A 24,367-nucleotide genomic window follows, 5' to 3' on the forward strand; every position below is an offset into this window, starting at 1 on the left:
TGCACCTTCACAAAAGAAGGCCCACCCCGCGACGGGCGGATGTACCGGCACGGCCCCGACCCGGGGACGGCAGAAGGCGGGACGCGCTCACCGGGGGCCATGTCGGGGATCCCCGTCCTACGTGTTCTGTCCAAGGAGGTTGTGGATGGGTGATACAGGTCTCGGCTGAGGGATCGAGGCGATCTTTGACCCGCCGGGCGCGGCCTTACGATGGGGTGCATGACTGCTTCGCCTGGCCGCCGTGTCCTGCTCGCCGCCCCCCGGGGCTACTGCGCGGGCGTGGACCGCGCCGTGATCGCCGTCGAGAAGGCCCTCGAGCAGTACGGGGCCCCGATCTATGTCCGGCACGAAATCGTCCACAACAAGTACGTCGTGCAGACCCTGGAAAAGAAGGGTGCGATTTTCGTCGAGCAGACGGCGGAGGTCCCCGAGGGGTCCATCGTCATGTTCTCGGCGCACGGCGTCGCCCCGGTCGTCCACGACGAGGCCGCGGCAGGCAAGCTCGCCACCATCGACGCGACCTGCCCGCTGGTCACCAAGGTCCACAAGGAAGCCGTCCGCTTCGCAGGCGAGGACTTCGACATCCTCCTCATCGGGCACGAGGGCCACGAGGAAGTCATCGGCACCTCCGGCGAGGCACCCGAGCACATCACCCTGGTCGACGGCCCCGGGGACGTCGCCAAGGTCGAGGTCCGCGACCCCTCCAAGGTCGTCTGGCTCTCCCAGACCACGCTGTCGGTCGACGAGACCATGGAGACGGTCGACGCGCTGAAGGAGAAGTTCCCGCAGCTCATCTCCCCGCCGAGCGACGACATCTGCTACGCGACGCAGAACCGTCAGCTGGCGGTGAAGCAGATGGGCGCGGAGGCGGACCTGGTGATCGTGGTCGGCTCGCGGAACTCCTCCAACTCCAAGCGGCTCGTCGAGGTCGCCAAGCTCGCGGGCGCGCGCGACGCGTACCTCGTGGACTTCGCCGACGAGATCGAGGAGGCGTGGCTGGAGGGCGTGACCACGGTCGGCGTCACCTCGGGCGCCTCCGTCCCGGAGGTCCTGGTCGAGCAGGTCCTGGAGTGGCTGTCGCGGCGCGGCTTCGAGGACGTGGAGATCGTCAAGGCCGCCGAGGAGTCCATCACCTTCTCGCTGCCGAAGGAGCTGCGCCGCGATCTGCGCGCGGAGGCGGCGGCGCTGGTGGAGCGGCGTACGGCCGGTACGGCAGGTACGCCCGAGAAGTGACTGTCAGTCGTACGACGTAACGTAGGGCCATGCAGATCTTCGGTGTGGACATTGGCGGTTCCGGTATCAAGGGCGCTCCCGTGGACCTGGACCGCGGCGACCTGGCGGAGGAGCGTTACAAGGTGCTCACTCCGCACCCGGCGACGCCCGACGCGGTGGCCGACGGCGTGAAGGAGGTCGTCGGCCACTTCGGCTGGACGGGCCCGGTCGGCATCACCTTCCCCGGGGTGGTCACCGGCGGCGCCACGATCCGTACGGCGGCCAATGTCGACAAGGACTGGATCGACACCGACGCGCGCGCCCTGCTCAGCGACCGACTGGACGGCCTTCCGGTGACCGTGCTGAACGACGCGGACGCGGCGGGCGTCGCCGAGGTGCAGTTCGGCGCCGGGCGCGACCGCCAGGGCACGGTCATCCTCCTCACCTTCGGCACGGGCATCGGCAGCGCCCTCTTCATCGACGGCGAGCTGGTCCCGAACACGGAGCTGGGACACCTGGAGCTGGGCGGCCACGACGCGGAGAAGCGCGCCTCCACCAAGGCCAAGGAGGACCACGAGCTGTCGTGGGAGCGCTGGGCCCACCGGGTGCAAAGGTACCTGGCCCATGTCGAGATGCTCTTCTCGCCCGAGCTCTTCATCATCGGCGGCGGTGTCAGCCGCAAGGCCGACAAGTTCCTGCCCCTCATCGCCGGCATCAAGGCGGAGATCGTCCCGGCACAGCTGCAGAACAACGCGGGGATCGTGGGGGCGGCGATGAGAGCGGCCAAGGCGGCGATGTAGTCCCGGCTCGCCGACCCGGCTTCCACGGCCGCCCGGGGTCTCGGCTTCCCCCGGCGCCCGGTCTTCCCCGGCGTTTCCTCGAGGACCCGGTCACCCGGCGTCCGGTCTTCCCTGGCGTTTCCTCGAGGGCCGGGTGACCCGGTGTCTCGTCTTCCCGGCGTTTCCTCGAGGGCCGGGTGACCCGGCGTCCGGTCTTCCCTGGCGTTTCCTCGAGGGCCGGGTGACCCGGTGTCTCGTCTTCCCGGCGTTTCCTCGAGGGCCGCGTGATCCGGTGTCCGGTTCTTCCCCGGCGCGCCCCCGAGGGCCGGGTGACCCGGCGTCCCGTGTTCCCCGGCGTCTCTCCGAGAGCAGGGTCACCCGGCGTCTCTCCGAGAGCCGGGCACCCGCCGTCTCGGTTTCGCCGACGCGCGTTTTCCCGCCTCCCTTTGCCCTGGGGGCCGGCTTCCGCGATGTCGTTTCGAGTCGGGCTATCCGGTTGGCCGAGACGGGCGGGCGGGTGGGAGAGATCGCCGCGAAGCGGCGGCTTGGGCCCGTCGTTGAGCCGCCCGCCGGGTCATCAGCCGCACCTTCCGGAAGGTGACGATCAGACCGGCGACCAGCGTGCCCCCGTACAACCACCCCGCCTGCGTGGCCAGCGCGGTGAAGAGCCCCATGACCCGGCCCCCGAACCCCCCGCCGCTGTCGGCGACCGGCACCAGCCCGATGGCGAAGGCGATCGGCACGACGACGGGCGCGGTCACCAGATCCCCCCGCCGCACCCACACGGCGGTCAGCGCACACACGGGCACGAACAGCACCCCGTACACCACTAACGACGCCTCGAACAGCAACTGGTCGAGGCAGGCGAGCGCGAACATCACCGCGACGCAGAACAGCCCGCTGCCCAGCCCGGTGAGCCGGGGGTTCGGCATCCGCCGCACGGCCTGGACCAGCGGAGGCGGGGGCCGACGCGCCACCGGGGCGCTCCGTCGGGCATCGAGGGCCGCGCCCCGCGCGGCCTGCGCCGGAACCGGCGCGCCGCGTCGTGGTCTGTGCTGAGGGGGACGCGTCCTGTGTTGCTCCACTGGACCAACTTAGGTCGGTTTATGTGTCGAATAGCCCCTCAGACACGCCGTTGGCCACACCTTGGCCAAGCGTTCGATACGTCGCCGGTGCGGAACGCGGCACGCCGTAGACTGGTGGATCGGCCCGCGCTCTCCGAGGGCCCTTCGCCCATCCTCACGTACGGGAAGTCGCAACGTGTCGCTCACGATCGGAATCGTCGGTCTGCCCAATGTCGGCAAGTCGACCCTGTTCAACGCCCTGACCAAGAACGACGTGCTCGCGGCCAACTACCCGTTCGCGACGATCGAGCCGAACGTGGGCGTGGTCGGCGTCCCGGACGCGCGTCTCACCCAGCTCGCCGGGATCTTCGGTTCGCAGCGCATCCTCCCGGCGACCGTCGACTTCGTCGACATCGCGGGCATCGTGAAGGGCGCTTCGGAGGGTGAGGGCCTGGGCAACAAGTTCCTCGCGAACATCCGCGAGTCCGACGCGATCTGCCAGGTCATCCGTGCCTTCAAGGACGAGAACGTCGTGCACGTCGACGGCAAGGTCTCGCCCAAGGACGACATCGAGACGATCAACACCGAGCTGATCCTCGCCGACCTCCAGACGATCGAGAAGGTCCTGCCGCGCCTCCAGAAGGAGTCGCGCATCAAGAAGGACGTCGCTCCCAAGGTCGCCGCGGTGGAGGCGGCGAAGGAGATCCTGGAGAAGGGCGACACCCTCTTCTCGCAGGGCATCGTCCAGGGCTCCGGCAACGAAGAGCTGCTGCACGACCTGCACCTGCTGACCACCAAGCCGTTCCTCTACGTCTTCAACGTGGACGAGGACGAGCTGGTCGACGACGACTTCAAGGCCGAGCAGCGCGCCCTGGTCGCCCCCGCCGAGGCGATCTTCCTCAACGCCAAGCTGGAGGCGGACCTCGCCGAGCTCGACGAGGAGGACGCGATGGAGCTCCTGGAGTCGGTGGGCGCCGAGGAGCCGGGCCTCACGACCCTGGCCCGCGTCGGCTTCAACACCCTCGGCCTGCAGACCTATCTGACGGCCGGCCCCAAGGAATCCCGCGCCTGGACCATCAAGAGGGGCGCCACCGCCCCCGAGGCCGCCGGTGTCATCCACACCGACTTCCAGAAAGGCTTCATCAAGGCGGAGGTCATCTCCTTCGCCGACCTGGTCGAGACCGGCTCGGTCGCCGAGGCCCGCGCCAAGGGCAAGGCCCGCATGGAGGGCAAGGACTACGTCATGCAGGACGGCGACGTGGTGGAGTTCCGCTTCAATGTGTGACCGGTTCGTTACTGTGCGCTAGGCGATTCGTCAAGTGCGCGGGTCAGAAGGGGCCGGGCTTTGGCGAGCCCGGCCCCTTCTGCCTTCCCGTGCTGACTTGGTGCTGACTCCTAGGTGCGCCTCGGAGGGGTGAGCTTGTCGAGATCCAGGCTGATCTCGAAAGGCACAGGGCGCTTGAGGGGGCCCCGGAAAATGCCCGCGGGCGCGTAGAGGCCAGTCGGTTCGTCGAGTTCGTAGGCGTGCACGACAGGGGCGCCGTCCTCTTCCTCGACGCACCAATAGTGCGGGATCTTGGCCTCTGCGCACTTGTGCAGCTTCACCGTGCGGTCGCGGTGGGCGGATTCCGGTGAGACGACCTCGACGACGAGCCGGACCTCTTCCGGCGCGTACCACGTGCGGTCCGGGTCGTACGGCGCGGTCGTCACGAGCAGATCCGGCTCCGGCCGGTTCCGCTCGTCGAGGCGGATCGTCATCTCCCGTTCGACCTCGAAACCGGCGGGCGCGGTGGCCATCAGTGTGGTGGTGAGGGAGGTGACAAGGCGACCGTGCCAGGACCGCTGGGGCGACAGCATGAAGACGAGGGCTCCGTCGATCAGCTCGGTGTGGCGCGGTGCCTCGGGGAGGCGGTCCAAGTCCTCCGCGAACCAGCCTTCCGCGCGCGGCGGGCGCATCCAGTCGGGCAGTGCGGTCATGGCTCGAACGTAGCGATCCGGCGAGGCCGGGGCCACGAGATCGTCAACGGTGCGACCGCCCTTCCCGGCCGTCAGGAAGGCTCGTGTCTCCCACCGGTGCCGATGCTGTGCTGACTTGGTTCCCCGAGAACACGTTTCCGCAGGTGGGAGCGCTGTCATCGGCGTTCAGGTGCAGTCTCTGCAGTCCACCACGTCGCTTACCTGGGCAAACGCCATGACAAAGTACAAGCGGCAGGTGATGCCTGGTGGATTCAGCGGCCTCGAGAGCGAGGCCCAGGGAAATCCACAGCAGCCGCCCGGCCGGGTCGGTCATCACCTGCACGTTCACCCCCTGCCGGCGGTGTTTGTGGGAGTAACCGGCGCGGCTGTCGCCGATCCGGTCGCACTCGGCGAGAGTCCCATTCAGCAGGACGTAATCGGGACATGCAGCACGAACCTGGTGGAGGAGAAGGGGCCGTCATTGGAGCGGCTCTGTCCCTGGAGGCCGGCATTCCCTTGGCGACAGCGAGGACGTACCCACGTGATGCTGTACGCGGCACGGACCGCGGTGGTGCCGGCCGACCACTCCAAGCTCGGTGCGCCGTCCCGTTCCCCTACTGGGCGCCGCTGGACCGGCCATACACCCTGGTCGTGGATGAGCAGGCGGATCCGGCGACGGTGGCACCGTTCCGGGCCGATGGCACGGTGCTGCTCGCGCCGGTCACTTCCGCTCCAGCGCGGCCAGTCGCAGCTCAAGCTGGTCAACCCGGTGCCGTAGCAGGGTGACCTGGGCTTCCAGGCTGACTTCCCGTTCCGCCCTGCGCTGAATGCGCGGTGACGCGGCGGCGCGCTCGATCACCGCGTCCAGCCGGACCAGGCGCTGCGGCCCGTTCGGGCCGTCCACCAGCCGGGACTGGATCTCGCCATTGCGGTACCAGGACCGCAGGGCTGAGCGGGAAACGCCGGTCTCGGCTTCCGCCTTGGCCAGCGTGACCCAGGGTGTCTCGTCCAGCTGCTCGAACAGCTCCAGCTCGTTCTGCCAGCGCGCGAGCCGGTCCTCCCAGTCCGACGGTGTCTCCATCACACCCTCCCTTCAGCACGGTGACCCTATCAATAACATCGTATTGACATGGTTGAGACCATGGAGCCATGCCATTTGAAAGGTTCACGGTGAAAGCCCGCAAGGTGGTCGTCACGGCTCAGGAGGAGGCGAGGCTGCTCAAGCACAACTACATCGGCACGGAGCACATCCTGTTGGGGCTGCTCGACGCGCCGGACAGCATGGCGGCGAAAGTTCTGTACCAGCTCGGGTACGACAAGGAGACGGCGCAGGTCGATATCGCCGCGGTGGTCAAGCCCGGCACGCAGGAGCTGAGCGGCCATATCCCGTTCGCGCCGAGCGCGAAGAAGACGCTGGACCTCGCCCTGCGCGAGGCGCAGCAGCTGCACCACACCTACATCGGTACGGAACACATCCTGCTCGCCCTGGTCAGGGAAGGTGAGGGCGTCGGCGCGAAGGTGCTTGCCGAGCGGATCAATCCGATCAGCAAGATCCGTGCCGCGGTGCTGGCGTCATTGGAGGGATCGCAGGACGTCGCGGCCGGCCCATGGCCGGCCGGCACACCGGCCACCGAGGACACCGTGTCCGCCGCCAGCGCGCTGGCCGGTGGCGCACCGGTCGGCAGCCATCACCTGCTTGAGGCGATGCTGCGGGCGGAGAACAGCATGGCGGCCAGGGTGCTGCGCGAACTCGGGGTCGACCCGGACGCGGTCGCCGCCAAGATCGACGAACTGGATCCGGAGACGACCACGGACGCGAACCCGGAGGAGGCCGCCGCGCGCAAGATGGAAATCCGGCTGGTCGACGATGAGGTGCACCTGATCCTGCGGGACCCGACAACGGTCACGGTCGCCAAGAAGGTCACCGAGCTGTCCGACGGTCCGATCCAGGGCGTCGGGCCGGTGGCCGGCCTGTTCGTCCCGCTCTGGCGGTCGACCAACCAGCTGCTGCTGCAGATCCAGCGCGTGCTGGAACCGGAACCCGAAGACGAGGGCGGATCCGCCGCGAGCAACGTGGCCAAGGTCGTGCGCACGGTGCTTGCGCCCCGGCTCCGCCGGTGAACCGGCTTGCCCGGCTGGACGCGCAGCTTGGCAAACCGGCACAGCGGATCGGCCTGTCCGCGACGGTCCGGCCGGTCGAGGAGGTGAGCACCTTCCTCGCCGGCGAACTGCCGGTCAAGATCGTGCGGCCGGCGAACCGGGAATCGGTCCGGCTGCGAGTGGAAGTCCCGGTCGCGGACATGGCCATGCACGGGGAGTGCACCGGCGAGGTGTCCGGCTCGGCGGCGGGACCGGAGCGGCGGTCGTCCGTCTCGCCGAATGTCGAGCAGCGGATTCTCGCGCTGGTCGGCAAACATCGGTCGACGATCGTGTTCGCCCACTCCCGCCGGCTTGCCGAGCGGCTCACCGCCCGGCTGAACGAACTGGTCGCCGAGTCGGCCGAGGCCGGTCGGCTGACCAGGTTCCCGGCCGAGGCGATCGGCGAGTGCGGGATCGCGTTCGGCGCCCCGCCGGTAGTGGCCCGCGCACCACGGGTCGATCTCCCGCGAGCAGGCAATACGGCGAATCGGAGGCAACCATGACCATCACCATCGTCGGAGCCGGACTGGGCGGCCTGGCCCTTGCCCGTGTGCTGCACATGAACGGCATCGACGCCGTCGTGTACGAACGGGAATCGTCGCGCGGCGCGCGCGGTCAGGGCGGCATGCTTGATCTGCACTCCGGGACCGGGCAGCGGGCGATGCGCGAGGCCGGCCTGATCGACCAGTTCCACGCGATTGCCCGTCGTGAAGGCCAGGACCTGCGACTTCTCCAGCCGGACGGCACCCTGCTGCAGGAGGATACGCCCGACGACGCCCCGCTCGAGCGACCTGAGGTCGACCGTGCCGATCTGCGCAACCTGCTGCTGGACTCTCTCCCCGAACACGCGGTGCGCTGGGGGCGCGCGTTCGAATTCGCCGACAATGGCCTGCTGCACTTCGCCGACGGCAGCAGTGCGACGTATGACCTGCTGGTCGGCGCCGACGGCGCCGACGGCGCGGACTCCCGGGTCCGCGCGCTGCTCACCGACGCCCGACCGGCGCACACCGGCCAAAACGTCGTTGAGCTCGGTATTCCCGACATCGACCGTACCCACCCCGACCTCGCGGCGATGGTTGGGCGCGGCAACTACTGGGTGCTCGGGAACGGACAATCCCTGTCGGCGCAGCGGAACGGCGACGGCCGCGTACGCATCTACCTCAGCTTCTACAACACCGCCGAGGACTGGTTCGCGACCAGTGGGATCCCGTTCGGCGACCCAGCCGCCGCCCGGGTGCGGCTGATCGACCTGTTCACCGGCTGGGACTCACGGTTCACCGCACTGATCGCAGCCTGCGACGACACGGTCCTGCCGCGGTCGATCACCACTCTCCCGGTCGGCCTGACCTGGCCGTCGACGCCAGACGTCACGCTGCTCGGCGACGCCGCGCACCTGATGCCGCCGGTGGGGCAGGGCGCCAACATGGCGCTGCTCGACGGCGCCCTGCTCGGCCTCGCGCTGGTCGCGCACCCGAACGACTTCCCCGCCGCCGTCAAAGAATACGAACGCGAGATGTTCGAACGCACCAGCGCTGCAGGCCGGCAGTCCGCGCACGTCCAGGAAATCCTGACGTCGCCGGACGCCGGCCAGAAAATGCTCGCATTCTTCCAACCGGGCTGAAGGTAACCGAATACGACCAGGCAACCGGCCGCCCAGCCAGCGCGATCACCCGCGGTTCGGGTCCCTCGGTTGCCTCACGGGACGTCACGCGACATGGGTCTCAGTGACCGGGGCATTTTTCGGCCGCGGTTCCACAGGCGGCTTCTGATCAGCCGCGATGCTCGTTGTGTGTGAGGTTCGTCCGCGTGGACCCGCCTCTGTCCTCCATCCACTAGGCCGCGTGAGGTGAAGTAAGATTCAATCTACGTAATAATCTATCTACGTTAATCGCCTGGGAGCGCGTGTCGTGGAGTTCCAAGGTCGGGTCGGAGATCTTGAACTGCTGGCCGAGCAGTACCGGACAGTGGCAGAGGGTGTTGGAGCCACTCGAGGGCGGGCTGTGATCATGACGGGCCGGCGCCGAGTGGGGAAGTCGCGACTGGTGCAGGAGTTCTGCGACCGCTCGGGAGCGCCGTACGTGGTGTTCCAGGCCACCCGGGGGCGTAACCCTGTGACTGAGCGCGCCGACTTTGCCGCGGCCCTCGCGCAGTCGCTACTGCCGGGGGTCGAGCTAGTCGCCGGCCTCCAGGCGCAGGACTGGAACCAGGCCCTGCGCTCGCTGGCGCTCGCGGTACCCGATGACTCGCCCAGCATCGCGGTGATTGACGAGGTGCCCTGGCTGGTCGAGCAGGATCAGGAATTCGAGGGCGCACTCCAAACTGTCTGGGACCGTCACCTGTCTTCCAAGCCCGTGCTTCTGCTGCTGGTTGGCAGCGATACATCGGTGATGGAGGCGCTGCAGTCGTACGGGCGCCCGTTCTTCGGCCGAGCAGCGAAAATGACCGTCCGTCCCCTGAACCTGGCCGACGTACAGGCCATGACCGAGCTCGACGCCGCCGGGGCCGTCGACGCCCAGTTGATCACTGGAGGATTCCCCGAGATCGTGCAGTCATGGCGGCCGGGTATGGGACGCACGGCCTTCTTGCAGGCTTCGGTCGCCAATCCTCTCTCGCCCCTGCTGGTGGCCGGCGAGCTGTCCCTGCTGGGCGAATTCCCCGAGGCTTCACACTCACGGGCCGTACTGGAAGCGGTTGGCAGCGGTGAGCGCACGTTCAGCGCGATCGCAGCCCAGGCCGGCGGCGCCAGCGCGCTGCCGTCCGGCACGCTCTCCCCGCTGCTGGCCATGCTGCAGGCCAAGCGAGTCCTGGCTGCTGATCTCCCCCTGTCCGTCAAGCCGGACAGCAAGAACAAGCGCTACCGGATCGCCGACCCGTATCTGCGGTTCTGGCTGGCCTTCCTGGCACGCGCGATCCCACTCATCGAGCGTGGCCGCGGTGACTTGGCACTGGAACGCATCGAGCGGTCATGGACCACTTGGCGCGGGCGAGCGATCGAGCCACTGATCCGCGACTCCTTGCTGCGTCTGATGCCCAATGACGAGTGGCCCGAGACCGAGGCCATCGGCGGTTGGTGGAACCGTCAGAACAACCCCGAGATCGATCTCATTGGCGCGGACCGCGAGCCGGTGGCCCGGCAGGTGCACTTCGTCGGGTCGGTCAAGTGGCTGGAGACCCAGCCCTTCGGCCGTCATGAGTACGACGCCTTGGTACGCGACATGCTCGCTGTCCCCGGTATCGCCCCGGACACTCCGCTGGTCGCGGTCTCCCGCTGCGGGGTGGCTGATGACCTGCCACTGACCGCGCACTGGGGACCGGAGGACCTCGTACGGGCGTGGCAGCCCCGATAGCCGCGGAGCCTGAGGTCTCTCACCTCGCGAGTGCCCCTGGAATTACGGAGTTGCTTGAGGTTCACGCTGTGTCAGCAGTGCGCTCCTACTCGCACCTTGCGAGTTGCGCGCGGCGATGAGGTCTCCCTCGGCCGGATCGGCCCGCTCCGGTGCCCGGGCCATCACGATCTCAGTGGAGGGGTAGCCCGCAAGCGGTCGGCTGATGCGGATTGAGACCCGATCATGGTGCTGGGATGGCGCTCCCATGCTGGGACCGTGCTGGGATGGCCTCCGGAAGATCCTTATCGCCGCAGGTGGGAGCTCTACCGTAGACATTCCGCTTCAACGTCTGGTCGATCTTACGGAAGGCTGTCCGACCTGCGGCGAAGCGGGTCGGGCGGCATTTTTGGTCGGCAGAGACCTGCTGTGCGGATCTCGCGCGGATCGCGGTCCACGCCCGCCGCTTCGTCGATGACCGGCCGCGAGTCCCGGTATCGCTCGCTGAGCCGGTCCGCCGCGTGGCCGGGGAGCCAGCCGTCGGCAACCCGGCCGGTGGCGGCCAGGGATTTCCGGCCGACCGATCCGGTCCACACCGGGAGCGCGGCCACAGGGGCCGGCTCGATCTGGTCCACCTGGTAGTGGCGGCCGCGATAGGTGACCGGTGGACCGCCGCCCGACAGCGTCTTGACCAGGACGATGGCCTCCTCGAAGGCGTTCACGGCTTCGCTCGGGGAGAGCCGCGGCACGCCCATGGCGGAGATCCGGTCCCACAGCCCGCCCGCGCCCATGCCGAGCACGATGCGGCCGCCGGAGAGCGCCGACACAGCGACGTCACCGGCCGGGCCGGCGGCGGAGCAGGGCGGTTCGGCAGACTGCGCTGTGTGTCCGAGGCCTACGCGACACCGCTCTCCAGAAGCTCCTTGAGCTTCTGCTCGTCCCTCGGCATCTCCTTCCGTGCCATGCGGCGGACGACCAGCGGCACCAGCAGCTTGCCCATGCCGTGGCCCTCGAAGTCGAGGTCGATCGTCAGACGCGACCGCTCGCCGTCGCCGAGCGCCTCGATCGTGCCCTGGACCTCGCTCCTGACGGGCCCGCCGACGCTCCGCAGGTGCCAGCTGTGCGGAGGGTCGATGTCGGTGACTTCCATGGTCATCGGGAACTCTCGGTTACCGATGCGCCGGGTCACGACCACGCGGGACCCCACGCTCATCGGAGCCTCCCCGAGCGGCCGTACGGATACGACGCTCTCCTGCCATTCCATGAGGTGGGAGGGGTCGGTCACGTACGAGTAGATGTCCTCGGGGCGGCGAGAGATGTCTACGCTCTCCTTGATGGCAGACATTTCGCCTCCTTTATTGTCTTTATTCCCTTTATGAGCTCCTGACCCCATGATCCCACCGCCGTCGACTGTCAGCGCCGCGTGGAAGGATGCGCGCATCGGTACGGACGGCACATGAGGGGTGTCATGGCGGGTGTCAGCGACGAACCGTTCGTCGGGCGCAGGGCGCGGGCCCTGCTCGCGGAAGCCGCGCGGCTGCACGAGGCCGCACGGACGGTGCTCGCCGATCACACCCGCGCCCTCGAAGCGGTGCGTACGGCATTGGATCCGCTCCGGGCCGAACTCGTCGCCAGGGAGCTGGAGTCCATCCCCGTCGCCCGGCTGAAGGACGTCACAGAGGGGCGGTTGCGCCTCGGGGCCGTCGAGGCGGCCGGGCTCGCCTCGGTGCGCGCGGTGTACGAGACGAGCCGCTACGAGCTGCGGCAGATCCCGGGGGTCGGTGCCCAGACCGCCGACCAGGCGCTCGCCGCCGCGCGCCAGATCGCCAGGGCGGTCGAGGACACGGTCTCCGTGCGCATGGACGTGGACCATCCGGAGCCCCGCACCACCGCCCTGGTCGTCGCGCTGCGCAGGCTCGTCGAGGCGGGGCCCGAGCTGCGGCGGGCGGTCGATGCCGCCCAACAGCTCGACGAGCGGCTTGGCACGCTGTTGCCGGAGGCCCGTCCGGCCGCCGGACGGCTGCGCCTGGCGTTCACCGGGCGGCGCCGCCGGCAGAGCGCGTTCGCGGCGGTCGCCGGGATCCGCGAGCTGACGGCCGACGCCGCCGCCCGGGACGTACGACTGCTGCTCGTGCAGGCCGCCACGGACCTGCTGCGTGAACCGGCCTCCGACATCGAGGCCTGGGTCGACTTCGAGCTGCGCTCCACGGAGTACTACAGCCAGCTCGCCGAGATCTCCGAGCACACGGCGGACGTCGAGGCCGCGGAGGGCTTCCTGCCGTCGCAGGTCGCCGAGCGGGTCCACGGGCAGGCCCTCGACGACACCCACCGCCGGGTCTCGCTGCGCGGCTACCAGTCCTTCGGCGCCCGATTCGTGCTGGCCCAGCGCCGGGTCGTGCTCGGCGACGAGATGGGGCTCGGCAAGACCGTGCAGGCCATCGCGGTGCTCGCCCACCTCGCGGGGGAGGGGCACAGCCACTTCCTGGTGGTGTGCCCGGCCAGCGTGCTGATCAACTGGACCCGCGAGATCCGCGCCCGCAGCACCCTGCGGGCCCTGCCGGTGCACGGCGCCGACCGGCACGACGCGTACGCCGAGTGGCGCGAGCGCGGCGGCGTCGCGATCACGACGTACGACGTGCTGCACAGTCTGCCCACGCCGAACGGAAACGGTGGCCCGGTCATGTCGGTCGGAAGTGGCGGCCCGGTCATGTCGGTCGGAAACGGCGGCCCGGTCATGTCGGTCGGAAGCGGCGGCACGATCACGCCGGTCGGAAGCGGCCAGGTCATGTCAGTAGGGAGCGGCCCGGTCGCGACGAATGGCACGAAGCGGGGGACCTCCGACGGCGGCGGCGCGAAGCCGGGAATCTCCGACGGTGGCGCGAAGCCGCGGACGCGCGATGGTGGCGCGAAGCCGGGGACCCCCGACGGGACGTGGCCCGGGATGCTCGTCGTCGACGAGGCGCACTACGTGAAGAATCCGGATGCCCGCCGCTCCAAGGCCGTCGCGGCCTGGACCGACGGCTGCGACCGCGTCCTGTTCCTCACGGGTACGCCGATGGAGAACCGCGTCGAGGAGTTCCGCAGCCTCGTCCGCTACCTCCGCCCCGAGCTGCTGCCGCAGATCCAGAACAGCAGCGCGGCGGCCGGCCCGCACGCGTTCCGCAAGTCCGTCGCCCCGGCCTATCTGCGCCGCAACCAGCGGGACGTCCTCACCGAACTGCCCGCACTGCTCCAGGTCGACGAGTGGGAGGAGTTCAGCGCGGCCGACCAGGAGGCCTACCGTAAGGCGGTCGCGGCCGGGAACTTCATGGCGATGCGCAGGGCCGCCTACGCCGACGCGGAGAAGTCCGCCAAGCTCCAGCGGCTGCGCGAACTGGTCTCCGAGGCGGCCGAGAACGGACTGAAGGTGGTCGTGTTCTCGTACTTCCGCGAGGTGCTCGCCACCGTCCAGGAGGCCTTGGGCGGTCCGGCCCGACGGGCCCTGAGCAAGGGTGTGTTCGGGCCAATATCGGGGGACGTGCCCGCCGCCCGCCGCCAGCGTCTCGTCGACGAGTTCGCGGCGGCCGACGGGCACGCGGTGCTGCTCTGCCAGATCGAGGCCGGCGGCGTCGGCCTCAATCTGCAGGCGGCATCCGTGGTCGTCCTGTGCGAGCCCCAGGTCAAACCGACCCTGGAGCACCAGGCCGTGGCCCGCGCCCACCGCATGGGCCAGGTCCGCACGGTCCAGGTGCACCGCCTCCTCGCCGCGGACAGCGTGGACGACCGGCTGCTGCGCATCCTGCGGAACAAGGACCGGCTCTTCGACGCCTACGCCCGCCGCAGCGACATGGCGGAGGCGAGCCCGGACGCGGTCGACGTTTCGGACGACGGGCTGGCCCGCCGCATCGTGGAGGAGGAGCAGCAGCGGCTGGCCGCACAGGGCTGAGCGCGCGTCAGATCCCGTGCACCCAGGCCACCGTGAACGGCGTCTCGGGAGTGCCCGGCCCCATCGGCCCGCCCTTGTCGAACTGCGAGCGGACGACGAGAGTGCGGCCGCCGTGGCGGACAAGCGTCGTCGGGATCTGGAGCGCGGCGTCGGTGACGCTCCGCTCCAGACGGGCCGCGGTGCCGTCGGCCGACAGACGCCAACGGGTGACCGTGTTGGTCCTGTTGAGGGTGGCCCACAGCGTGCCGCCGACCAGCTCCAGTCCGTCACTGTTCACCAAGTCGCCACCGAACAGGGCGACTTGGCGTATGTCGCCGGTGGGGAGGTCGATCCGGTAGAGGTCGCCCCCGGTCATGTCGACGGTGAACAGGCAGCGGTCCCCGGCGACGATCCCGTTCAGGGTGTACGTACCGGACGGGTGCGGGGCGACGACACGGCTGAAGTCGTAGGCGGTGGTGAGCGCGGCGCGGCCACCGTGAGCCGTCGCCCGCGCCAGCTCCGCCGGTGTCACCCGGTAGACGACCTCCCGCACGCTGTCCGTCAGATACGCGCTGCCGTCCGCCGTGATCGCCAGATCGTTGACGAAGCGCGGCGCGTCGCCAGGTGCGTCGAAGCGGGCCAGCAGGGCACGGGTGCGCAGGTCGTAGACGTCCACCCCGGAGGTCGAGTCGGTCACCCACAGGCGGCCCGCCCGGTCGACCTTCAGACCGTTGGCGGTGGTCCGGCCGTCCGTGCCCGCGGGCAGGAAGACCTCGGCCGTACGGCGGCCGGGCGTCGCCCGGTAGACGGCGCCGGTGGTGTACGAGCCCACGTACAGGTCGCCCGTACGCGGGTCCACCGCGATGCCCTCCGGGTAGACGCGGTCGCCGGGCAGTTCGACGGCGGTGGAGATACGGGGTGCGGCGGTCGCGGGCGGTGCGCCCACGGCGGTCGCCGCGACGGTCAGGGCGGCGGCGGTCAGGAAGGTGCGGCGCTGAATCGCACGGGACACGACGGTGCCTCTCGGTCGGCTTCTCGGATTCCACAAGAGCGTCCGTGGGAGCTCCCACGCCTTCCACGGGAGGTCCCACGGGAACTTCCACGGGAGCTCCCATGGAGCTTCCACAGGGAAGAGCAACGAGCACGAATCTAGATTAGAGCTCTAATCATCGTCAATATATTTACGCATGCATGAGGGTGCATCGTCGTATCGCTCATACCGTGCGCCGCTACCATGCGGAGATGACGTCCATGCCCGCCTCCGAGCGCCTCGGCTCCCATCTCAAGCGGGCCGAGCAGGCTCTCAACGCGACCAAGACCGCGGTCCTCAAGCCGGCGGGTGTGACCGTCGCCCAGTACGCGGCGCTGCTCCACCTCAGCGCGAACCCCGGCATTTCGGCCGCCGCCCTGGCCCGCCTCTGCGTGGTCACGCCCCCGACCATGAACACGGTCCTGAAGAACCTCCAGGACCGCGGACTCATCGAGCGCACCCCGCACGAGTGGCACAAGAACGTCCTGGAGACCCGGCTCACCGACGAGGGCCGCGCCGTCATGGCCGACGCGGACGCCCGTGCCGTACGGGTCGAGCGCGCTCTGGCGGCCGAGTTCACGGACGAGGAGCGGGACGCGCTGGTGGGGCTGCTGGGGCGATGCGTCGAACTCCTTGAGAAGGAACGGCCCTAGCGGCGGTACGTCGTCGGGGGTGGGGGTGGTTCCTTTCGCCCCCTCCGCCCCTTACCAGCCTTTCGGCTGCGGGTGGGTGGGGGTTTGTCGCGCAGTTCCCCGCGCCCCTGAAGGGGCGCGGGGAACTGCGCGGGCGGAAAACCCTACGCCCGCGCCAGCCCCGTCTTCGCCCCCGCCCCGCACAACGGCACCACCCCCGAGCGCTCCCCCAGCACCCCCTCCCGAACGGCCGCCCAACAGGCCACCCCCGTGGACTCCACGTACAGCCCACGCGAAGCCAAGTCCATCTGCGCGTGCCGGATCTGATCCTCCGTCACCGTCAGGAAGGCGCCCCCGGACTCCCGGACCGCCCGCAGGATCTGCCGGGCCCGCGGCGGACGGGGGATCGCGATGCCCTCGGCGAAGGTCGGGGCCATGGGCGTCACGCCGACGAGGTCGTCCGCGCCCTCGGACCAGGCGGCGGCCAGCGGAGCGACCGCCGCGGACTGGACGGCGTACAGCGCGGGCCGCCGGTCGATGAGCCCCGCGGCGTGCAGCTCCGCGACGGCGAGCGCGGCGCCGAGGAGCAGCGTGCCATTGCCGACGGGGACGACGATGACATCGGGGAGGCGTCCGCCGAGGTCCTCCCAGAGTTCATGGACGTAGGTCTTCGTACCGTGCAGGAAGTACGGGTTGAAGACGTGCGAGGCGTAGAACACCCCCTCCTCGTCCGCGGCCGAACGTGCGGCCAGCGCCGCCGCCTCACGGTCGCCCTCGACCACATGCAATCGCGTCCCGTGCGCCTCGATCTGCTCCAGCTTCTTCGGGGAGGTGCCCTCGGGGACGTACACCGTGCACGGCAGCGCGGCCCGCGCGCAGTACGCGGCGATCGCCGTCCCCGCGTTGCCGCTGCTGTCCGCGATCACCTGCCGCGGCCCCAGCCGCAGCGCCAGCTCGGCCAGCAGCACCGCCCCGCGGTCCTTGAACGACAGCGTCGGCATGAGGAAGTCGAGCTTCGCGGAGATGCCGTCGCGGAGGGGGACGAGCGGGGTGCGGCCCTCGCCCAGGCTGACCGTGGGGTTGGCCAGCGGCAGGCACTCCGCATACCGCCACAGCGAATTCACCCGCCCCGCAAGGGACTTGAGCGGCGCGGGTGTCGGTGCGAAGTCCAGATCGAGCGGGCCACGGCAGACCGGACAGCACCAGGCGAGCGAGCCGGCGGGGACGCGCGTGCCGTCCGTCGGGCAGAAGGAATCCGGCAAGGGGGTCATGACCGCAGGTTAGATGCGTTGCTTGGTGATGTTGTGTCATGACTGGCATATGGCACCTGTGTTACGTCCCTGCAGGGCCCTTGTGCAATTCCTTCGGAAGCCCCAATCTTTCGGCTGACACACAGGGTTCGCACAGCGGATTGACATGACCCTGTCCGCATCTGCTTGCGCGCCATGCACCAATCGGTTCGTGCACCACCCCCACCAGCGCACCACCGATGAAGAGGATCCTCAGATGGCAGTGATGCGTCACACCCGGCGAAGACTGGCCGGCATAGGAACCGCGGCCCTCGTTCTCGGCATCGTCTCCGCCGTCCCAGCCGGCGCCGCGCCGGAGCGCGAAGGCCACATCCAGTACGCCGACGCGTCCAACGCGGTCGCGAACAGCTACATCGTGACCCTCGACGCGCACGTCGCGAAGGCGACGTCGGCCCGGGGCAAGGCCCTCGCCAAGGAGTACGGCGCCACGATCGAGCGTACGTACGTCAAGGCGCTGAACGGCTACGCGATCGAGGCCACCGCGGCCGAGGCGAAGCGGTTCGCCGCCGACCCCGCCGTCGCCTCCGTCGTCCAGAACCGCACCTTCCACATCGACGCGACCCAGACCAACCCGCCCTCCTGGGGCCTGGACCGCATCGACCAGAAGAACCTGCCGCTGGACAGCAAGTACACCTACCCGGACTCGGCCGGGCAGGGCGTGACCGCGTACATCATCGACACCGGCGTACGCATCACGCACAGCGACTTCGGCGGCCGGGCCTCGTACGGCTACGACGCCGTCGACAACGACAACACCGCGCAGGACGGCAACGGCCACGGCACGCATGTCGCGGGCACCGTCGCCGGGAACTCCTACGGCGTCGCCAAGAAGGCGAAGATCGTCGGCGTCCGCGTGCTCAACAACTCGGGCTCGGGGACGACCGCCCAGGTCGTCGCGGGCATCGACTGGGTCACCCAGAACCACAGCGGCCCCTCCGTCGCCAACATGTCGCTCGGCGGCGGCGCGGACAGCGCCCTCGACACGGCCGTCCGCAACGCCATCTCCTCCGGCGTCACCTTCGCCGTCGCGGCCGGCAACGACAGCGCCAACGCCTCCAACTACTCGCCCGCGCGCGTCAGCGAGGCCATCACGGTCGGCGCGACCACGTCGAGCGACGCCCGCGCCAGCTACTCCAACTACGGCTCCATCCTGGACATCTTCGCTCCGGGCTCCTCGATCACGTCCTCGTGGAACACCAGCGACACGGCGACGAACACGATCTCCGGTACGTCGATGGCGACGCCGCACGTGACCGGCGCCGCGGCGGTCTATCTGGCCGACCACCCCGGCTCCACGCCCGCCCAGGTCGCCTCGGGCCTGGTCGCCGCCGCCTCGACCGGTGTCGTCACCAACCCCGGCACCGGCTCGCCCAACCGGCTGCTCCAGGTCGGCGCCGGTACGGTCACCCCGCCCGGACCGCGTTTCGAGAACACCGCGGACTACGCGATCAACGACAACTCCACGGTGGAGTCGCCGATCACCGTCAGCGGTGTTTCCGGGAACGCGCCGTCGTCACTGAGTGTGCCTGTGAACATCGTTCACACCTACATCGGTGATCTGCAGGTGCAACTGATCGCCCCCGACGGTTCGGCGTACACGCTGAAGGCGTACGGCACCGGCGGAAGCAGCGACAACATCAACACCACGTACACCGTGAACGCCTCCTCCGAGGTCGCAGGCGGCACATGGAAGCTGCGCGTGAGCGACAACGCGGCGCTCGACACCGGGAAGATCGACTCCTGGGCGCTGCAGTTCTGACCGACGGTCAGTAGCTGCCCTGGTCCTCGCGGTACGGCTCCGGGTCCGTGACCCAGCCGGCCGCGAGGACCAGGCGTGTGGGGCGGTGCACGGCGAGGAAGCCGAAGGGGCGGTCGAAGACGGCGTCGATCGTCGTGGTCACGTGGTGCCGCTCGGGGGCCGAGGTGACGCCGATACCGATGGACGTCACCGCCGCGGCCCGGAAGCCGAGCGCGCCGAACTTCGCCATGGCGCACTGCCGGGCGGACTCGACGGCCAGCGGCGGCCACGCGCAGATGCCGGGAAAGTGCCCCCGGCCGCGGTCACTCGCCGCGGTGAGGCCGAACAGGGCGCTCCGCTCCAGCAGATCGTGCTCCGCCCGTACCTCGTACGCCGCCGTCATGACGCGCAACGTCGTCGGCCGGGGCCGTACGCAGCGCTCCTTCGCCACGCGCACGCCGGGCCCCACGTCGCCGTACGGGAGGAGCGGACCGGGCACGACCTCGCGGGTGCCGCCGAGGAGGTCCACGCCCGCGCCCAGCACCTGCCCCGGGCTCATCCGCTCCTCGCCGAGCAGGAGATGGACGTCGATGCCGGTGGAGCCGAGCACCTTCAGCTCGGTGACCGACCCGTGCGGTGTGTCCGCCACGCCGATCCGGTCCAGCAGGACGCTGCGGCGGCGCAGCCCCAGCAGCGCGCGCCCCTGCCACGGTCCCGCCTCCGGCCGGAAGAAACGCTCCTCGAAGGGGCGCAGCCACTTCGTGCGCAGGGCCAGCGCGCTCGCCAGGACGAGCATGGTCTCGTCGGTCAGGTCGACCGGCATGCGCTCGATGAGGCCCCCGGTCCGTTCCGTCGCCCAGGCGTCGAGCGTCGCGTGGTCCGCGTCGTGAGCGCCCGTCAGTGCCCCGCGCGTCCCCGCGGACAGCCCCGACTCCCACTCCTCCCGCGCTTTCAGCCGCTCGTCGGTCCACAGCCCGAGGGCCGAGTCGAACCCCCGCATCGCGCCGAGCGTGGCCATGAACTCCCGTGCGCGGTATGCCGCTTCCTCCGCCGGGCAGCCGACGGCCTCCGCCAGCTCCGCGCGCGCCGCGCCGCCGGCCCCGTCCGCCAGAAAGCCGAGCAGGGGCCACACCCCGGCCGCCGAGAAGACCGTGCCGTCCGACACCACACCCGCCCAACGCGCCGTCAGGCCGTTGACCGCCGGAATTGTCGCGTTCGTAACCTCCATTACGCCCCCAGCCATGTCGCGCTTACGATGCGCGCAGCCATATGGCAGCCGTACGCAGGTTCTACCTCGCCTGGACTAGGAGCAAGGTACTCGTGGCCATACCCCCGCCGCCCGGGCCGCAGGAGCCCGAAGGCCAGTACCCGCCTCCTGGGCCGCAGCAGGCCGGAGGCCAGTACCCGCCTCCAGGGTTGCCGCCGGGCACTCCGGGGATGCCGCCGGGCGCGTACCCGTACCAGCAGACCCCCTATCCGGCGCCGTACCAGCCCTGGGGCCAGGGCTACTCCCCGTACAACCGGCCGGCGCCCGTCAACGGTCTCGCGATCTCCGCGCTCGTCCTCGGCATCCTCTGCTTCCTGCCCGCCGTCGGGCTGCTCCTCGGGATCGTCGCGCTCGCGCAGATCAAGAAGCGGGGCGAGCGGGGCAAGGGGATGGCGGTGGGCGGCATGGTCATGTCGTCGATCGGCGTCGTGCTGCTCGCGGTCGCGATCGCCACGGGCGGCGTGGGCGACTTCTGGGACGGCTTCAAGGACGCGGCGAACGACTCGGGCAGCGGCGCCGCCTTCTCGCTCAAGAAGGGCGAGTGCTTCGACGCGCCCGGCGGCGCCCTGGAGGGGATGGCGTACGACGTCGACAAGGTGCCGTGCGCGGGCAAGCACGACGCCGAGGTCTTCGCCGACTTCCGGCTGGGCAGGGGCGGTGCCTACCCGGGTGACGGTGCGATCACCGACTCCGCCGACGAGAAGTGCTACGCCCTGAAGGACGCGTACGCGATGGACGCCTGGGCCGTCCCGGACAACGTCGACGTGTACTACTTCACGCCGACGCGGCAGAGCTGGCGCCTCGGCGACCGCGAGATCACCTGCATGTTCGGGAACACCGACGAGAAGGGCAGCCTGACGGGCTCGCTGCGCACGGACGCGACCACGCTCGACGCGGACCAGCTCGCCTATCTGCAGGCCGCGCAGGGCATCAACGCGGCGATGGACGCGGCGCCCGACGCGGAGTACGTGGAGGACGACCTGCCCGGCCACAAGAAGTGGGCGACCAAGGTCTCGGACGCGCTCACGACGCAGGCGGACGCTCTGCGCGGTTACGGGTTCGCCCCCGCGGTCCGCAAGCCGGTCGACGCCCTGGTGAAGGACATGGAGCTGGCCCAGAAGGAGTGGGCGAAGGCGGCGGCCGCGCAGGACGCGGACACCTTCTACACCCACTACGAGAAGGGCATGAAGCTCATCGACCCCAAGAAGACGGTCACCACACGCAAGGCTCTGGGCCTCGCCACCACCCCGCCGCCGTCCGACGAGAGCGGCGACGGCCAGGACGGCGAAGGAAGCGGCACCGGCATGGAGGTGTGACGGCGGCTATACCGGGGAGAAAGTGCCTGCGTAAAGCCCTCGGCGGGCACAAGTCATCACTTCGAGTGATTCTCTGGCCTTTGCTTGCATGGCACAACCCAGGGTTGCCACGCTGTTGCTGTCTGTACAATCTGATGGGAGCGGCCAGTGACTTTCGGTGAGCAGCCGGCGTACCTGCGCGTCGCGGGTGATCTCCGCAAGAAGATCGTCGACGGTTCGCTGCCACCGCACACCCGCCTCCCGTCACAGGCCAGGATCCGCGAGGAATACGGCGTCTCGGACACGGTCGCCCTGGAGGCACGCAAGGTGCTGATGGCCGAAGGCCTGGTCGAGGGCCGCTCCGGGTCGGGCACCTATGTGCGGGAGCGGCCGGTGCCGCGCCGCGTGGCCCGCTCCGGGTACCGGCCGGACAGCGGGGCGACCCCCTTCCGTCAGGAGCAGGCCGACGCCTCCGTGCACGGCACCTGGGAGTCCCGCAGCCGGCAGGTCGAGGCGAGCGGCGCCATCGCCGAGCGCCTGTCCCTCCAGCCCGGCGACCGCGTGATGTGCACGAACTACGTGTACCGGGAGGGGGGCGAGGCGATGATGCTCTCCACGTCCTGGGAACCCCTCGCCGTCACCGGCCGTACGCCGGTGATGCTCCCCGAGGAGGGCCCGCTCGGCGGCATGGGCGTCGTCGAGCGCATGGCGGCCATCGACGTGATCGTGGACAACGTCACGGAGGAGGTGGGAGCGCGCCCAGGCCTCGCCGAGGAACTCCTCGCGCTGGGCGGCGTACCCGGGCATGTCGTCCTCGTCATCCAGCGGACCTTCTACGCGTCCGGCCGCCCGGTCGAGACGGCCGACGTCGTCGTACCGGCGGACCGGTACCGGATCGCTTATCACCTGCCCGTGAAGTAACCGCGCGCCACCTGCCGTGAAGTAACCGACCATCACCAGCCGCGAAGTAACCGACCATCACCAGCCGTGAAGTAACCGACTGTCATCAGCCTGTGAAGCAACCGGGTGCCGCGTGCCGGTGAAGTGGCCGACGCCGTCCGGGAACTGACCCGCGGCGTCCGCCAAGTGGACCGCGCGTGAAGCCCGGTTGGAATCTGGCCTTTCTCAAGAGCCCTGCCTGGGCGGGACTTCGTGCTGCTCGGGGGCGCGCGGGGGGCGGTCGACAGCGCGTTCGATGGCGTGCACCCCCTCCCGTTCTGGCTGGTTGCGCACCTCTGGCGTGCCTCTCGCGTACCTCTTTGTGAAAAGGCGTATTCGCTGCGTAAAGGTTAGGCGTAGGGTCGGGCATATGCGGATTGCGGTTTCCTTAGAGGGCGGAGTACGGCGGGGGCCCGGGGCGGGAAGTGGAGGGGCGCGATGAACGACGGCACGATCACTCTTCCCTGGCTCGTCATACGGCAGGACGACAACGGCAATCGCTACCGCGTGGGCAGGTACGCGACCAGGGCCGAGGCCCAGAAGATCGCGGACAGCCTCGATGATCGCGGGCACAAGCAGCTCTACTGGGTCGAGCGGATCGGGCAGAACGGAAGCAAGTGATCGCGCGTACGGGGCCGCCCCGCGCTCCCGTAGGCTCCGGCGCATGACGGAACGGATCGTGGTGGTCGGAGCCGCCCTGCTGAGCGCCGGGCGTCTGCTCGCCGCCCGCCGCAGCGCGCCCCCCGAGCTGGCCGGGCGCTGGGAGTTGCCGGGCGGCAAGGTCGAACCGGGCGAGACCCCCGAGCACGCCCTCGTACGGGAGCTGCGCGAGGAACTCGGCGTCGAGGCCGAGCCGCTGGAGCGGATCCCCGGCGAGTGGCCCCTGAAACCGGGGTACGTCCTGCGGGTGTGGACCGCGCGGCTGCTGCCCGGCTCCGGTGAACCCCAGCCCCTGGAGGACCACGACGAGCTGCGCTGGCTGACCCCCGGCGAGATCTGGGGCGTGGACTGGCTGGACCCGGACGTACCGGCGGTGAAGGGCGCGCTGCTGAGGCTGAGCGCGGGGGAGTAGCGGCGGCAGCCTGGCAGGGGGGAGCCCGCAGCCGCAGAGGGCCGGCGTGGGGAAAGTCCGCAGGCGCAGAGGGCGGGCGTAGGGAAAGTCCGCAGGGCGTAGTGGGGCCCCGTGGGGTGTGTGCGGGCAGGGTTCGGGGACTCGTACGCCGTTCGTGCCACAGTGCGCCTTCCTGTGCGGTAAGGCGTCACGGATATCGGGTATGTGCCCATTAACCCCACGAAACCGGACATGGGTGGGTTCCCGGCCTGGGAAGTGATCGGCTTGATCGACACCGAAGGCGACTGCGCCGAGTGGACCTTTCCCGCGGAACCAGGTGCCGTTCGTACCGCCCGCGCCGTCGTCCGGGGTCAGTTGCGTACCTGGGAGCTGGATTCCCTCGGTGACATCACCGCACTGCTGGTCAGTGAGCTGGTGACGAACTCCCTGCGATACGCGACCGGCCCCATCGGAGTACGGCTGGTACGTCCCGACGGGGTGCGGGGCGCCCTGTTGGTGGAGGTCTCCGACTCGCTGCCGGACCCGCCCCGCGAACGGACCGCAGACGCCGACGACGAGAGCGGCCGTGGACTCCAGCTCGTGGCCAGTTCGTCCCGGCGCTGGGGCACCCGCCCCGGGGGGACCGGAAAGACGGTCTGGTTCGAGCTGGCGGTGCCCGGCTGACGGCGCGTCGGCCCGGAGGGGCGCGACCGATGGGTTCAGGCCAC

At 69.8% G+C, this 24,367-nt stretch carries 23 protein-coding genes and 1 pseudogene; 15 read left to right on the plus strand and 9 right to left on the minus strand.

Annotation, left to right across the window (positions count from 1 at the left end; genetic code table 11):
• Positions 1-210: 210 nt before the first annotated feature.
• Both ACFY0T_RS31400 and ppgK read left to right on the plus strand, forming a co-directional pair.
• Complete coding sequence (locus ACFY0T_RS31400) at positions 211-1,233, plus strand: 4-hydroxy-3-methylbut-2-enyl diphosphate reductase (protein ID WP_388877919.1); 1,023 nt, start codon at positions 211-213, stop codon at positions 1,231-1,233.
• A 29-nt stretch (positions 1,234-1,262) separates the two neighbouring features.
• Positions 1,263-2,012: a polyphosphate--glucose phosphotransferase gene (gene ppgK, locus ACFY0T_RS31405; RefSeq protein WP_388877922.1), complete on the plus strand. Its 750-nt coding sequence runs from the start codon at positions 1,263-1,265 to the stop codon at positions 2,010-2,012.
• Positions 2,013-2,479: 467 nt separating this feature from the next.
• On the opposite strand, the gene ACFY0T_RS31410 is transcribed toward ppgK, so the two are convergent.
• On the minus strand, positions 2,480-3,076 hold the full coding sequence (locus ACFY0T_RS31410; protein ID WP_388877925.1) for a DUF6542 domain-containing protein: 597 nt from the start codon (positions 3,074-3,076) through the stop codon (positions 2,480-2,482).
• Positions 3,077-3,251: 175 nt separating this feature from the next.
• On the opposite strand from ACFY0T_RS31410, the gene ychF reads away from it, so the two are divergent.
• Complete coding sequence (gene ychF / locus ACFY0T_RS31415; protein WP_388877928.1) at positions 3,252-4,340, plus strand: redox-regulated ATPase YchF; 1,089 nt, start codon at positions 3,252-3,254, stop codon at positions 4,338-4,340.
• Positions 4,341-4,450: 110 nt separating this feature from the next.
• Here the strand turns inward: ychF and ACFY0T_RS31420 are convergent, their stop codons facing one another.
• From ACFY0T_RS31420 to ACFY0T_RS31430, 3 genes and pseudogenes are all read right to left on the minus strand, one after another.
• On the minus strand, positions 4,451-5,032 hold the full coding sequence (locus ACFY0T_RS31420) for a Uma2 family endonuclease (RefSeq protein WP_388877931.1): 582 nt from the start codon (positions 5,030-5,032) through the stop codon (positions 4,451-4,453).
• Positions 5,033-5,249: 217 nt separating this feature from the next.
• Positions 5,250-5,486 (minus strand): annotated as a pseudogene (locus tag ACFY0T_RS31425) (IS5/IS1182 family transposase); the annotation flags it as partial.
• 246 nt (positions 5,487-5,732) lie between these two features.
• The gene (locus ACFY0T_RS31430) at positions 5,733-6,092 is read right to left on the minus strand and encodes an excisionase (protein WP_336114730.1); all 360 of its coding nucleotides are present in this window, start codon (positions 6,090-6,092) and stop codon (positions 5,733-5,735) included.
• 68 nt (positions 6,093-6,160) lie between these two features.
• On the opposite strand from ACFY0T_RS31430, the gene ACFY0T_RS31435 reads away from it, so the two are divergent.
• The 4 genes from ACFY0T_RS31435 (at position 6,161) to ACFY0T_RS31450 (ending at position 10,497) form a co-directional block, all read left to right on the plus strand.
• Complete coding sequence (locus tag ACFY0T_RS31435; RefSeq protein WP_388877934.1) at positions 6,161-7,132, plus strand: Clp protease N-terminal domain-containing protein; 972 nt, start codon at positions 6,161-6,163, stop codon at positions 7,130-7,132.
• Positions 7,129-7,653 carry a hypothetical protein gene (locus ACFY0T_RS31440; protein WP_388877937.1) on the plus strand — a complete coding sequence of 175 codons (525 nt, stop codon included), beginning with the start codon at positions 7,129-7,131 and terminating at the stop codon, positions 7,651-7,653. The genes ACFY0T_RS31435 and ACFY0T_RS31440 overlap by 4 nt, the downstream gene beginning before the upstream one ends.
• Positions 7,650-8,771, plus strand: a complete 1,122-nt coding sequence (locus ACFY0T_RS31445; protein ID WP_388877940.1) for an FAD-dependent oxidoreductase — start codon at positions 7,650-7,652, stop codon at positions 8,769-8,771. Before ACFY0T_RS31440 ends, ACFY0T_RS31445 begins: the two co-directional genes overlap by 4 nt.
• A gap of 286 nt (positions 8,772-9,057) precedes the next feature.
• On the plus strand, positions 9,058-10,497 hold the full coding sequence (locus ACFY0T_RS31450) for an ATP-binding protein (protein WP_388877943.1): 1,440 nt from the start codon (positions 9,058-9,060) through the stop codon (positions 10,495-10,497).
• A gap of 338 nt (positions 10,498-10,835) precedes the next feature.
• Here ACFY0T_RS31450 and ACFY0T_RS31455 read toward each other — a convergent pair whose 3' ends face one another.
• Positions 10,836-11,300 carry an LLM class flavin-dependent oxidoreductase gene (locus ACFY0T_RS31455; RefSeq protein ID WP_388877946.1) on the minus strand — a complete coding sequence of 155 codons (465 nt, stop codon included), beginning with the start codon at positions 11,298-11,300 and terminating at the stop codon, positions 10,836-10,838.
• A 68-nt stretch (positions 11,301-11,368) separates the two neighbouring features.
• A complete protein-coding gene (locus ACFY0T_RS31460) occupies positions 11,369-11,818 on the minus strand; it encodes an SRPBCC family protein (RefSeq protein WP_388877948.1) in 450 nt (149 codons plus the stop codon).
• Positions 11,819-11,941: 123 nt separating this feature from the next.
• Here ACFY0T_RS31460 and ACFY0T_RS31465 point away from each other — a divergent pair, with 123 nt between their 5' ends.
• The gene (locus ACFY0T_RS31465) at positions 11,942-14,398 is read left to right on the plus strand and encodes an SNF2-related protein (protein ID WP_388877950.1); all 2,457 of its coding nucleotides are present in this window, start codon (positions 11,942-11,944) and stop codon (positions 14,396-14,398) included.
• A gap of 7 nt (positions 14,399-14,405) precedes the next feature.
• Here ACFY0T_RS31465 and ACFY0T_RS31470 read toward each other — a convergent pair whose 3' ends face one another.
• The gene (locus tag ACFY0T_RS31470) at positions 14,406-15,389 is read right to left on the minus strand and encodes an SMP-30/gluconolactonase/LRE family protein (protein ID WP_388877952.1); all 984 of its coding nucleotides are present in this window, start codon (positions 15,387-15,389) and stop codon (positions 14,406-14,408) included.
• Between the two features lie 230 nt (positions 15,390-15,619).
• Between ACFY0T_RS31470 and ACFY0T_RS31475 the strand changes: the two genes are divergently transcribed.
• Entirely contained in the window at positions 15,620-16,060 is a 441-nt protein-coding gene (locus ACFY0T_RS31475; protein WP_388877955.1) for a MarR family winged helix-turn-helix transcriptional regulator, read from the plus strand.
• Positions 16,061-16,203: 143 nt separating this feature from the next.
• On the opposite strand, the gene ACFY0T_RS31480 is transcribed toward ACFY0T_RS31475, so the two are convergent.
• Complete coding sequence (locus ACFY0T_RS31480) at positions 16,204-17,310, minus strand: pyridoxal-phosphate dependent enzyme (protein WP_388877957.1); 1,107 nt, start codon at positions 17,308-17,310, stop codon at positions 16,204-16,206.
• Between the two features lie 235 nt (positions 17,311-17,545).
• Between ACFY0T_RS31480 and ACFY0T_RS31485 the strand changes: the two genes are divergently transcribed.
• Positions 17,546-19,108, plus strand: coding sequence for a S8 family serine peptidase (locus ACFY0T_RS31485; RefSeq protein ID WP_388877960.1), 1,563 nt, complete (start codon positions 17,546-17,548; stop codon positions 19,106-19,108).
• A 7-nt stretch (positions 19,109-19,115) separates the two neighbouring features.
• On the opposite strand, the gene ACFY0T_RS31490 is transcribed toward ACFY0T_RS31485, so the two are convergent.
• Positions 19,116-20,315, minus strand: a complete 1,200-nt coding sequence (locus tag ACFY0T_RS31490) for a serpin family protein (protein WP_388877963.1) — start codon at positions 20,313-20,315, stop codon at positions 19,116-19,118.
• A gap of 92 nt (positions 20,316-20,407) precedes the next feature.
• Here ACFY0T_RS31490 and ACFY0T_RS31495 point away from each other — a divergent pair, with 92 nt between their 5' ends.
• From ACFY0T_RS31495 to ACFY0T_RS31515, 5 genes are all read left to right on the plus strand, one after another.
• On the plus strand, positions 20,408-21,670 hold the full coding sequence (locus tag ACFY0T_RS31495; protein ID WP_388877966.1) for a DUF4190 domain-containing protein: 1,263 nt from the start codon (positions 20,408-20,410) through the stop codon (positions 21,668-21,670).
• A 147-nt stretch (positions 21,671-21,817) separates the two neighbouring features.
• Positions 21,818-22,570 (plus strand): GntR family transcriptional regulator, encoded by a 753-nt coding sequence (locus ACFY0T_RS31500; RefSeq protein ID WP_388877969.1) that lies wholly within the window; start codon positions 21,818-21,820, stop codon positions 22,568-22,570.
• Between the two features lie 456 nt (positions 22,571-23,026).
• A complete protein-coding gene (locus tag ACFY0T_RS31505) occupies positions 23,027-23,209 on the plus strand; it encodes an SPOR domain-containing protein (RefSeq protein WP_055618615.1) in 183 nt (60 codons plus the stop codon).
• A gap of 43 nt (positions 23,210-23,252) precedes the next feature.
• Complete coding sequence (locus tag ACFY0T_RS31510; RefSeq protein WP_388877973.1) at positions 23,253-23,660, plus strand: (deoxy)nucleoside triphosphate pyrophosphohydrolase; 408 nt, start codon at positions 23,253-23,255, stop codon at positions 23,658-23,660.
• A gap of 231 nt (positions 23,661-23,891) precedes the next feature.
• Positions 23,892-24,323, plus strand: coding sequence for an ATP-binding protein (locus tag ACFY0T_RS31515; protein ID WP_388877976.1), 432 nt, complete (start codon positions 23,892-23,894; stop codon positions 24,321-24,323).
• Positions 24,324-24,367 lie beyond the last annotated feature (44 nt).

It is taken from the genome of Streptomyces sp. NPDC001530 (assembly GCF_042894545.1).
In the GTDB taxonomy this organism is placed as follows: domain Bacteria; phylum Actinomycetota; class Actinomycetes; order Streptomycetales; family Streptomycetaceae; genus Streptomyces.

What these genes read in the sequence shown, in the direction of transcription:
- ACFY0T_RS31400 (WP_388877919.1), top strand. Translation starts at nt 211, where the DNA reads ATGGGGTGCATGACTGCTTCGCCTGGCCGCCGTGTCCTGCTCGCCGCC.
- ppgK (WP_388877922.1), top strand. Translation starts at nt 1,263, where the DNA reads ATGCAGATCTTCGGTGTGGACATTGGCGGTTCCGGTATCAAGGGCGCT.
- ACFY0T_RS31420 (WP_388877931.1), bottom strand. Translation starts at nt 5,032, where the DNA reads ATGACCGCACTGCCCGACTGGATGCGCCCGCCGCGCGCGGAAGGCTGG.
- ACFY0T_RS31430 (WP_336114730.1), bottom strand. Translation starts at nt 6,092, where the DNA reads ATGGAGACACCGTCGGACTGGGAGGACCGGCTCGCGCGCTGGCAGAAC.
- ACFY0T_RS31435 (WP_388877934.1), top strand. Translation starts at nt 6,161, where the DNA reads ATGCCATTTGAAAGGTTCACGGTGAAAGCCCGCAAGGTGGTCGTCACG.
- ACFY0T_RS31445 (WP_388877940.1), top strand. Translation starts at nt 7,650, where the DNA reads ATGACCATCACCATCGTCGGAGCCGGACTGGGCGGCCTGGCCCTTGCC.
- ACFY0T_RS31460 (WP_388877948.1), bottom strand. Translation starts at nt 11,818, where the DNA reads ATGTCTGCCATCAAGGAGAGCGTAGACATCTCTCGCCGCCCCGAGGAC.
- ACFY0T_RS31465 (WP_388877950.1), top strand. Translation starts at nt 11,942, where the DNA reads ATGGCGGGTGTCAGCGACGAACCGTTCGTCGGGCGCAGGGCGCGGGCC.
- ACFY0T_RS31475 (WP_388877955.1), top strand. Translation starts at nt 15,620, where the DNA reads ATGACGTCCATGCCCGCCTCCGAGCGCCTCGGCTCCCATCTCAAGCGG.
- ACFY0T_RS31480 (WP_388877957.1), bottom strand. Translation starts at nt 17,310, where the DNA reads ATGACCCCCTTGCCGGATTCCTTCTGCCCGACGGACGGCACGCGCGTC.
- ACFY0T_RS31485 (WP_388877960.1), top strand. Translation starts at nt 17,546, where the DNA reads ATGGCAGTGATGCGTCACACCCGGCGAAGACTGGCCGGCATAGGAACC.
- ACFY0T_RS31490 (WP_388877963.1), bottom strand. Translation starts at nt 20,315, where the DNA reads ATGGAGGTTACGAACGCGACAATTCCGGCGGTCAACGGCCTGACGGCG.
- ACFY0T_RS31505 (WP_055618615.1), top strand. Translation starts at nt 23,027, where the DNA reads ATGAACGACGGCACGATCACTCTTCCCTGGCTCGTCATACGGCAGGAC.
- ACFY0T_RS31510 (WP_388877973.1), top strand. Translation starts at nt 23,253, where the DNA reads ATGACGGAACGGATCGTGGTGGTCGGAGCCGCCCTGCTGAGCGCCGGG.
- ACFY0T_RS31515 (WP_388877976.1), top strand. Translation starts at nt 23,892, where the DNA reads ATGGGTGGGTTCCCGGCCTGGGAAGTGATCGGCTTGATCGACACCGAA.